The organism is Zhongshania sp. (assembly GCF_041623545.1).
In the GTDB taxonomy this organism is placed as follows: domain Bacteria; phylum Pseudomonadota; class Gammaproteobacteria; order Pseudomonadales; family Spongiibacteraceae; genus Spongiibacter.
This window is the reverse complement of sequence record NZ_JBFJWS010000117.1, coordinates 1-9,088: the sequence shown is the minus strand read 5'-3', so window position 1 is coordinate 9,088 and position 9,088 is coordinate 1. Positions and strand designations below refer to the sequence as shown.

General features: G+C 51.9%; 8 protein-coding genes. 1 reads left to right on the top strand and 7 read right to left on the bottom strand.

Features of this window, described 5'->3' with window-relative positions:
- Window positions 1-37: 37 nt before the first annotated feature.
- The 3 genes from ABYT30_RS11385 to ABYT30_RS11375 all read right to left on the bottom strand — a co-directional run bounded on the left by ABYT30_RS11385 (window position 38) and on the right by ABYT30_RS11375 (window position 4,455).
- The gene (locus ABYT30_RS11385) at window positions 38-1,465 is read right to left on the bottom strand and encodes an LVIVD repeat-containing protein (protein WP_373096546.1); all 1,428 of its coding nucleotides are present in this window, start codon (window positions 1,463-1,465) and stop codon (window positions 38-40) included.
- 53 nt (window positions 1,466-1,518) lie between these two features.
- Complete coding sequence (locus tag ABYT30_RS11380; protein ID WP_373082361.1) at window positions 1,519-2,181, bottom strand: DUF305 domain-containing protein; 663 nt, start codon at window positions 2,179-2,181, stop codon at window positions 1,519-1,521.
- A gap of 231 nt (window positions 2,182-2,412) precedes the next feature.
- The gene (locus tag ABYT30_RS11375; protein WP_373096544.1) at window positions 2,413-4,455 is read right to left on the bottom strand and encodes a beta-propeller domain-containing protein; all 2,043 of its coding nucleotides are present in this window, start codon (window positions 4,453-4,455) and stop codon (window positions 2,413-2,415) included.
- A gap of 152 nt (window positions 4,456-4,607) precedes the next feature.
- On the opposite strand from ABYT30_RS11375, the gene ABYT30_RS11370 reads away from it, so the two are divergent.
- Complete coding sequence (locus tag ABYT30_RS11370; RefSeq protein ID WP_373082358.1) at window positions 4,608-4,925, top strand: Rieske (2Fe-2S) protein; 318 nt, start codon at window positions 4,608-4,610, stop codon at window positions 4,923-4,925.
- A 16-nt stretch (window positions 4,926-4,941) separates the two neighbouring features.
- Here the strand turns inward: ABYT30_RS11370 and ABYT30_RS11365 are convergent, their stop codons facing one another.
- The 4 genes from ABYT30_RS11365 to hflD are packed head-to-tail and all read right to left on the bottom strand — an operon-like array spanning window position 4,942 to window position 9,048.
- Entirely contained in the window at window positions 4,942-5,856 is a 915-nt protein-coding gene (locus tag ABYT30_RS11365; protein ID WP_373082356.1) for a GNAT family N-acetyltransferase, read from the bottom strand.
- Window positions 5,834-6,967, bottom strand: coding sequence for a JmjC domain-containing protein (locus ABYT30_RS11360; RefSeq protein ID WP_373096542.1), 1,134 nt, complete (start codon window positions 6,965-6,967; stop codon window positions 5,834-5,836). Before ABYT30_RS11360 ends, ABYT30_RS11365 begins: the two co-directional genes overlap by 23 nt.
- Window positions 6,968-6,972: 5 nt before the next feature.
- Window positions 6,973-8,337: an adenylosuccinate lyase gene (purB, locus tag ABYT30_RS11355; protein ID WP_373082352.1), complete on the bottom strand. Its 1,365-nt coding sequence runs from the start codon at window positions 8,335-8,337 to the stop codon at window positions 6,973-6,975.
- A 57-nt stretch (window positions 8,338-8,394) separates the two neighbouring features.
- Complete coding sequence (hflD, locus tag ABYT30_RS11350) at window positions 8,395-9,048, bottom strand: high frequency lysogenization protein HflD (protein ID WP_373096540.1); 654 nt, start codon at window positions 9,046-9,048, stop codon at window positions 8,395-8,397.
- Between the last annotated feature and the right edge of the window lie 40 nt (window positions 9,049-9,088).

Genomic DNA, 9,088 nt, shown 5'->3' with positions numbered 1-9,088 from the left:
GGGCGGTGTTTATTTTATTGTTTGTCGCTTACCCCGTTTACCACACTCCGTTAGTGAGACGAACAACGTAAAAGCCACTGTAACCGTCGGTGTACCAAATTTCCTTGCGCTCTGGGACAAATGCGGGCCGAGACATGGCCCAGTTGCTAGCCGGTGCCGGCACGGTGAGGACCCGTGGTTGTACTGGGGCATTGAAATAGGCAATTTCCTTAGGCTTTTCGGGGTTGCGAATATCAAATATTCTCAGGCCAGACAGAATCATGCTGCACGCTGCGATGTCTGGGTTTACGCGAGTTGGTACTGAGCAGTAATGACCGGCATAGCCGCCCGTTGGGTTAAATGCGCCCGGATCGTCGGCAATGGCTTCGCGGTTGGCAGGGTCGTGCACCGCTAAGCGTAAATCGGATACGACGCGGGGCTTGGTTTCGTCGCTAATATCAATAATACGGCCAGCGCCGACAAATTCCCCGTGGGAAGTGACTGAGGCGTTATCGCCTGGCTCGTTGCTTGAGTATTCGTCAATTTCCAGCAGATAGGCTTTGCCATTGCGAGTGAAGGGCATCGCGTTTTGCGGGATGGTTTGATTGTCCCACGAGACAGTGGCAATTTCGCTAACTTGGGGATTGGCCGTGCGGGCTTGGATGTCCGATACATCTAAAATTAAGACGCCGAAGCCATTACCAGAAGCGAGATAGGCGCGATTACCATCGTCGCTGAGGGATAAACCATGTGAAGTGTAATTGCCAGTCCATAAATGTTTGGGCAGTGCGGGGTCTGAAATATCCACTGCCGTCAAGGTTGGTGTGCCAGGTGACGAGGAGTAAAAGGTTTTGCCGTCGGGGGTAATGCCGCTTTCGTGGCCAATGACGCCGATTGGCGCGGAGGATTTTAATACTGGGTTGCGGCAATCCTCTGACAAGTCGTAAACATCAACAATGCCTGGGTAGAATGCAGGGTTGCCCATCACCGCCGCGAGTACACCGGCCTGTTGAGAAACCACGACAGATTCGTGAGGCGATAGCATCGCGGGCGTCACCAAACGTGCTGTCATTAGCGGCGAAGTTGGGTCGCTCATGTCCAGCACGTTTACGCCAGCATCCATGTCCAGTACATTCGAGGGATAGAGTAGGGTGCTGTCGTAATACGCGCATTCACGCCCCGTTTTATCCACATAGCGCTCAACTTTAAAGCCGCCGACGGTGCCAATCGCATTAGGGGTGAAATAGGAACCCACTAATTCGGTATTACAAGTGAACCCGAGCGTCGCAAGCCCAGCATCGTGGTCGGCTTGGCTTACGCGGCCCTGCATGCCGGTTTCTGGGCGATCACTTGGACCGCAAACCGCGCGGGGGTTGCTTGGACCGTCTGCGACCGAGCTTGCTGGCGCTGAGTTATTGCTTGATTTACAGGCGATAAGACTGCTGGTAGCCACGAGTATTAGGCCTAGATAAAAATGGTATTTCATAGTTCAGTTCTCGATATCAAGCTTGGCAAAGTAAAATTTTATTGGTCACCAACTTAGTGGTGTTCGAGCCTTGGCATTACAGCCAGAATGGATTGTATTTGGTGAATTTCTTTGGATTGATCTAGTACTATTTGCGCGGCGACCTTGCGCACGACGGCTAATTTGGCTTGAGCTGCAGCGAATTGTGCCATGGGGACACCGCCTTGGTGGTGGGCAAGCATCAAGCGTAAAAAAAGTTCGTCTCGCTCTCGCCCTTCAGTATGTCGAAGTTGCGCCAGCTCTTCATTGCTAGCAATGCCCGGCATACCTGCTTCGGCCTTTCCGCAGGCGATTAAATATTGGCTTAGCGCTTCGTCTAGTGGCTTGTTGCCGAGTAACATCCATGACATCTCTGGGTTTGGTGGCAGTAAGGTCTGCCCCCACAGTTTGAGCCAGCCCTGCATTTCACCTAATTCAAGCATTTGTGTTGCCGCAATTGACCGCGCTAAGGGGGCTAAGCCCGTTGGCCTGCCGTCTAAAAGCAATTGGGCAATCGCAATGGCTTGGCGGTGGTGAAAACTCATTGACTGACTGAAACCGATGTCTATTAGGCTAGGTTGCAGGCGCTGTAACTGCGTTTGGGCTATTTGCAATTCGCGGTATTGGGCGCCCGCAGCAAGACTCAGGGCCAATGCCATGACGATGCCAAAACTGTAGCTCAGGGTGCGCAGTGTCAAAGTGATTCCGAAATTTTAAAATGGCCAGCTAGGGATTTATTCTTACAATTTGAAGGTAGGCTCGCGCGAATAATAGCAAATGTAAGTCGTGAAAACATGGGGTGAGTTGGCAGGTTTTAACTTGCCGGGGGCTAGCCTCGCGTCGCCCTTGTGCTCAGGCATTTGCTGCTTGTGCTTCGAAAGCAGCGGTTTGGCTAATCCGCTATTTCCCCTAGGCGCTAGCGAGATTGCTCAATATGGCCCCGATTGCACGGCCGAATCCCCCCACAAGGCGGCCCAGACGGCATCACCTGACAAAAAGTAGACCGCGTCACCGTCTAATACCGATCTGTTTTGACCGGCATACCACATATCGTTTGGTGCTGGGCTGGCAATGATGCTGCCAACCAGGTCAACACTCGCTGTGGCGGGCATCGTCTTGGCGCTAATTTCCAGCAAGTAGAGGCGATTCTCATTACTGTAGCTGCTGTCCGGTTTTTGATAACTCGACTGCACAGGGACTGCGAGCCGGTCTGGGCCAGTATCATTCGCTAGATAGGTGAACGCGTGGCGATTGTATTGCGCTTCAGAATAATTCCAGCCACCGTCGACGCCCAGTAAAACGTTATTGAGCTCCTGGGGCTTACTAATATCGGAAATATTAAATAAGCTCAGTTTAATATGCTGCTGTGATGGCCCTCCACGACCGAGTCCCAGCAATAGCTCATTGCTTACGGGGTGCAGAAAATCGGATACGCCGGGAATTTCTAATTCGCCGGCAATATACGGGTCTGCGGGATTACTTAGGTCTATAACGTACAGCGGGTCGATTTGTTCGAAAGTAACGAAGTAGGCGCGATCGCCTAAAAACCGCACACCATAAAGCGCTTCGTTATCCTTGCCAATCTCCTTGGGCCGCTGAGCATTTGGCAGGCTACCGACCAACTCGAGTGTTTTACTAGTACTTGCTTCCTGCAAGATGCTGAGCTGGTGGTCACGGGAATCTTGGCTGTCATTAGTGAAGACAGTGGTAACGACACGAAGCAGGCCGCCGCGCTCCGACATTCTAAAATCGGCTTGCCCTGGCCCCCATAGTTGACCTGCTATATCGGCGGAGCCGCGGTAATCGGGTTTGCCGGCATTGAGCTTGAATTTGTGAATTCGCGTGCCTTCACTTTTACCACTGTAGCGGTATTGGCTGAGGTATAAGGCCTCTTGGGATACGTAAATGCCGGTGCTTTCTTCGTTGAAGCAGACCGACTCTGCCGTGTTTGGTGAGCTGAGTGATATTGCGGTAATACTGGTATAGACAGGGTAGGCGTAGTCTTGGGCTTGATCATCGCGACTCAGCAGGCAGCCTTGGGGTGTAAACAGTGGTTTAGATTCGCCATTGATCGTTAGCCGTGGAATGAGGTCTTGGGGCTGAATCGCTGCCAGGCGCTGGGCGTTGGCATCGGCTTCATTTTGATTGCTTGGGTAGTAGTAAATATTGTCAAAATAAGGGCTGTGTCGACTAATAATATAGAGCGTGTCGCCAATTCTGCGACTGTCCACCATACCGCCTTCAATACCAATATCCCACTTTAGCTCTGGCTTGGTGATTGTGGTGGTGTCGTAAATTTTGATGCTTAAATTTTGCTGGAGCCAATTCGCTATGCCTAACCACTTGCTGCCATAGGGCCCGTAGTATTGGCTGCTACCAATGCTGATTAATTGCTTGCCGCTGATATACAACCCTTGCACGTATTCGCCTGGCGCTAAGGGAATGGTGCTTACCTCGGCGGCTGAGGCGTTTGCTGTGTTGGTGCTTAATATTCGAATTCCCCCAGATTGATCGGGGCTGGGGGGCGCAAAGCTGGCGTCGTTAGCGCTTAAAGTGCCTTGGCTGATAAAGCAGCAGCGCGCTTGTAGAGTCGGCGCGATATAAAGATGGTCACCGTCGTATTTTAATACGTCAAATTCGTCGACATCGGCTTCTAGAGTGTAGGTGGTACTGTAGCCGGATTTGCTGTCAGTAGCGCCGCCAGCTTCTGCGGCGACGGGCTGCATGTTACCGTTTTTGCTAGTATCCGCCGATACAGGGCGAGTGTAGGCGGCGCGGAATTGGCTGACAAACTCCGCGTCGCTAGCAACCTTACGTAATAATCCGTCGCTGCTCGAGCTTGGGGCTTGGGCGCCACTAGAGCCGCTGCCACCACCACAGCCAGTAAATAAGGTGGCGGCGATGATTAGAGCAAGCCTTATCGGATATCTGTTGTCATGGGCCTGCGGTAGGTTTGATCTAGAGATAGCCATGTTCATCTCGCTATATAACGGTAGATGACGGGATTGATATATGTATTATAGGGCTTTCAAAGTGTGTTCCTGCATCTGCTCGGCTGTCAAGCGGGCTTTTCGTGCAGCCACGCTATGGGTTAAGCTGTTTGAAATCTATCAGTAGTTTTGCAATGCGATATTACAGTCTGGAAAAACTAATCAATCTTTACGACGGCTATCGTAAGGTTTTCAAAATAGACAGCCATCATCTTATGCTGCTGCAAATTGAGGGGCAGCGCCATCTTATTGAGAGTCAGTGCCCCCACCGAGAATACCCATTACGCAGCTCCGATGTAGAGGGCGGGGAGTTGGTGTGTCCCCAGCACGGTTACCGTTTTGATATTCGCAGCGGTCAATTATTGGCCGCGAGTGAAGAGCCCTGTCGTAATTTACGTTGCTATGCTTTAGTCGATCGCGACAACGAAGTTGGTGTGCTACTAGAGGAGTGAGTATTTAAGGCTGATATCAGTAAAAAGGTTTCAGTGAGCTCGGATCTTTGGTGTGGCGCCATAGTTGGTCAAATTTCATTCGATATTTTCTGGCGGTGGCTTCATCGTCAGAGCGCAACATTTGATCTATTTCACTTTGGTGGGGGTAGGTGATCAAGTGGTCCTCGTCGCTGACAATAAAAAAATCATCGGCATTCACTGTGTAGTCAATGCTAAGGGTGCGCAGCTGCAAAATGTGGCGGTATTGTCGACTTAGTTCGACAAGTGGGTGATGAGTTTCTCGCAGCGGACGCTCTTCGCATATCATCAGGAACACTTTGCTCTCTTGATGGCGATGGGCAAACTCATAAATACAGCGAATAAAATTTTCACTACTGAAAAGTAGCGGTTCGAGGCTATGGCTGAATATGCGCAGCTCCCAGCGACCGTTTTTACATAGCTCTAACACCCCCTGTGCTGGATTGGCGCGTAGCGCCGAATCAATGCTGAATCCGGGTGGTGGGTCAGATGTCAATTGTAAATGCATGTGCTGATGGGCAATGCCAGCGTCTATAAAGCGCGGGCCTTTGATGCGAAATCCAACGGTCTCATAAAAAGCGATGGCGTGGGTTTGGGCGCCGAGCTCTACAGCAGGGTAACTGCGTGCTTTTGCCTCCTTGATGATGGCATTGATTAACGCGGTGCCAACGCCCTTGCCGCGGTATGGTTTTAGTACTGCCATACGACCGATAACGCCGTTATCCAGCATCCTTGCTGTGGCGATCACCTTATCTTCAATCCTGGCGATCCAGTGGCTGGCGTCGGAATCGAATTCGTCAAGCTCAAGCGCTTCTGGCACGTTTTGTTCTTCGACAAATACGCGATGACGGATTTCGGAGAGAAGTCCGGCGTGATTTGCCCAATCTGCTTTAGCTATCGTAAGTGTCGTCATCAAAGTAGAGCGTAGCATTGCAATACAGGGCGTACAGCATTTCTTCGCTAAATTTGTGGAAATTACCTATCGATTTGCCACATTCGACCTGGCAAAGCGCCCTCACATCGTCGCGATCCTTTGGTGGGTAGGCAAATGCCACGCCGTCGGCGAATAGGTGCTGTTCATCGAAGGCAAGGCGCGCGCCTAAGCGCAAATGAAGGTCTAGGCCTTCAGTGAGCAGCTTGCTAAAGTCTTCGCGGCTGAGGCTGTCGTCACGGTATTCACTCTGGCCCGGCACTCGGGTCATCATTTCGCCAAACCACCGGGTCAGTAGCGTGTCATTATCGAGCTGTTTGAGTAGTATTTCTTTTAGTTGAGCGTGAACCAATGGGGATATTTCCCCGGGGTTGGCATTGGCGCTTAGTTGCGGATCACGGTAGCGAAGGGACTCATCGCTATGGCTGGCGATTTCATCGCAAAAATCACCCAATAGCGCGGATTCCGATGGCGCGCGAAATCCCACCGACAAAGTCATGCAGTCGTCGCCTTCCGCTACGCCCCAATGGGCGACGCCGGGAGGTACATACAATATGTCGCCAGCTTCGAGCAGAAACTCTTGTTCCGTCTCAAAGTGCTGTAACAATTTAAGTTGGGGGTGGCTATATAGCGGGGTATCAGGCCCACAATGCCCGCCGATTTTCCAACGTCGCTTGCCACTGGCCTGTACTAGAAAAACATCGTATTGGTCGTAATGGGGGCCGACATTGCCACCGTCGGTGGCGTAGCTAACCATAATGTCTTCTGTGCGCCAGCGGGGTATAAAGCGAAATTCGGCCATTAAATCGGCTAATTCTGGCAGGTATTGGTCGACACCCTGGACCAGCAAGGTCCAGTGTGACTTGGGTAGGGTGGCGAAATCGGCTTCCTGAAAAGGCCCGCTGCGCAATTCCCAGCCATCTTTAGCTTCTATAATAATGCGGCTGTCGACATCTTCTTCGCAGGCAAGCCCAGCGAGGTCATTGCCGTCCAAGGGACATTCAAAACCCGGCAGGGCGGCCTTGATTAAGACTGCTTTGCGCTGCCAGGCGGTATCCAGAAAATGCTGGGCATCAAATCCTTGCAGCGCCATGGCGATCAGATCCGCTGCGCTTGCGCGACGGCATTGCCGATGTACTTGGCGGGGGTTAATTCTCGCAATTCGGCTTTAGCGGACTCTGGAATCTCTAGGGTTTCAACAAACTCTTTGAGAATTTCAGCGGTAATGCGCTGACCGCGAGTAAGCGCTTTAAGCTTCTCGTAAGGTTCGGCCACGGCGTAGCGACGCATTACAGTTTGAATCGGCTCAGCGAGGACTTCCCAGCTGTCGTCCAGATCCGCAGCGATACGCGCCTCGTTGATTTGCAGCTTGCTCAAACCTTTCATGGTCGCGGCATACGCCATGGTGCTATAGGCAATGCCCACGCCCATATTACGCAACACCGTGGAGTCTGTAAGGTCGCGCTGCCAGCGCGAAATAGGCAATTTCGCGGCAAGGTGGTTGAGTACGGCATTGGCCAGGCCTAAATTGCCTTCTGAGTTCTCGAAGTCAATGGGGTTTACTTTGTGCGGCATGGTCGAGGAGCCTACTTCGCCGGCGATAGTGCGCTGCTTGAAGTAACCCAGAGAGATATAGCCCCAAATATCGCGATCAAGGTCGATCAAAATGGTGTTGAAGCGCGCGATAGCGTCGAATAACTCGGCGATGTAGTCGTGGGGTTCAATTTGGGTGGTGTAACGATTCCAGTTGATGCCAAGCTTGCTGATGAAGGCGTCGGCGTGGGCTTCCCAATCGATATCGGGGTAGGCAGATAGGTGAGCATTGTAGTTACCTACTGCACCATTGATTTTGCCTAGTAGTGCTACATCGGCGATGGCATCGCGCTGGCGACGCAGGCGAGCAACCACATTGGCGAACTCCTTGCCCATAGTGGTCGGGCTGGCGGTTTGGCCGTGGGTGCGGGCAAGCATGGGCACAGCGGCAAATTCACGGGCCTGCTCGGCGAGCTTATTGATTATGGCGTCGGCATCGGCGAGTAAAATCTCGCGGCCTTCGCGAAGCATCAGGGCGTGGGACAGATTGTTAATGTCTTCCGAGGTGCAGGCAAAGTGCACAAATTCAGAAATTGCCGCTAGTTCGGCATTGCCGCTGATCGCGTCTTTAATAAAGTATTCAATGGCTTTGACGTCGTGGTTGGTGGTGGCTTCGATGTCTTTGACTTTCTGTGCGCCGCTTTCATTAAAGCCGCTAATTAATGCTTCTAAGGCGGCATTAGCTGCTTCGCTCAGCGCGGGTACTTCCACCACGCCAGGGTTGGCAGCAAGGGCTTGCAGCCAGCGGACCTCAACAATTAAGCGGTATTTGATTAGGCCAAACTCGCTGAATACGGGGCGCAGTGGCGCGGTTTTACTGCCGTAACGGCCATCAACGGGGGAGACGGCGGAAAGCGCGGATAAGTCCATGTTCAATACCTTTTAGTGCGGGGCGGCTATTGCGGAAAGCGCGCAATAATACACGAGTTAACGAGGGATTTCAGTGCCAAGTAGCTGTTTAGTCTGGGCAAAAAGTCGGTTGCGCTGAAAGATCAGTTTCCAGCGACTGCCGCCCGCTTGGCGCCACAAATAACTGGCGCGGATTGATGCGAGCAATAAGCTGCGAATACGTGAGGCATTATTGGCGTTTTGCAGCTCTTGGGCGCTGCCGGTAATTTGAATTCTGAAATTGTATTTTGAAATTGTATCTTGATAAATTGCCGAAAGAGATGCGCTTAAGCTACTGATATCAATGTCATTCATTTCTTTATTTTTAGCGGCGTGTTGTAGCCGATTGCGTAATAGCGAGGCAGTGGTGTCGTCGCTCCGCAGTTTTTTATGAAGGTGCAAAACGCCTAAACAATAACGCATAACTGCGCGGCGTTCGCCGTAATCATTGCCGCTTAACAAGTCGCGCAGACCCCGTATTCCGACTTCGAGGTTTTCAATGCCACCGTAGGCTTCTTCAACAGTGGTGGCAGAAAAGGCGAAGAGACTATTGATTGACGCTTCCAATGCCTGCGGCTCCGCTTGGCCGGTACGGGCTATTTGATCTACCAATACCGTACCTTGCACAATAGCCGCGAGGGCCAGAACTTGTTGTCTAGCGAGTTGCTCGGGTTTGCTTACTACGCTACTCATAAATAATTAAACCCTGCTTCGATAACGCCACCGCCGAGGC

Excerpts from the sequence above, each read along its gene's own strand:
- ABYT30_RS11385 (WP_373096546.1), bottom strand. The coding sequence starts at position 1,465 with ATGAAATACCATTTTTATCTAGGCCTAATACTCGTGGCTACCAGCAGT.
- ABYT30_RS11375 (WP_373096544.1), bottom strand. The coding sequence starts at position 4,455 with ATGGCTATCTCTAGATCAAACCTACCGCAGGCCCATGACAACAGATAT.
- ABYT30_RS11370 (WP_373082358.1), top strand. The coding sequence starts at position 4,608 with ATGCGATATTACAGTCTGGAAAAACTAATCAATCTTTACGACGGCTAT.
- ABYT30_RS11365 (WP_373082356.1), bottom strand. The coding sequence starts at position 5,856 with ATGACGACACTTACGATAGCTAAAGCAGATTGGGCAAATCACGCCGGA.
- ABYT30_RS11360 (WP_373096542.1), bottom strand. The coding sequence starts at position 6,967 with ATGGCGCTGCAAGGATTTGATGCCCAGCATTTTCTGGATACCGCCTGG.
- purB (WP_373082352.1), bottom strand. The coding sequence starts at position 8,337 with ATGGACTTATCCGCGCTTTCCGCCGTCTCCCCCGTTGATGGCCGTTAC.
- hflD (WP_373096540.1), bottom strand. The coding sequence starts at position 9,048 with ATGAGTAGCGTAGTAAGCAAACCCGAGCAACTCGCTAGACAACAAGTT.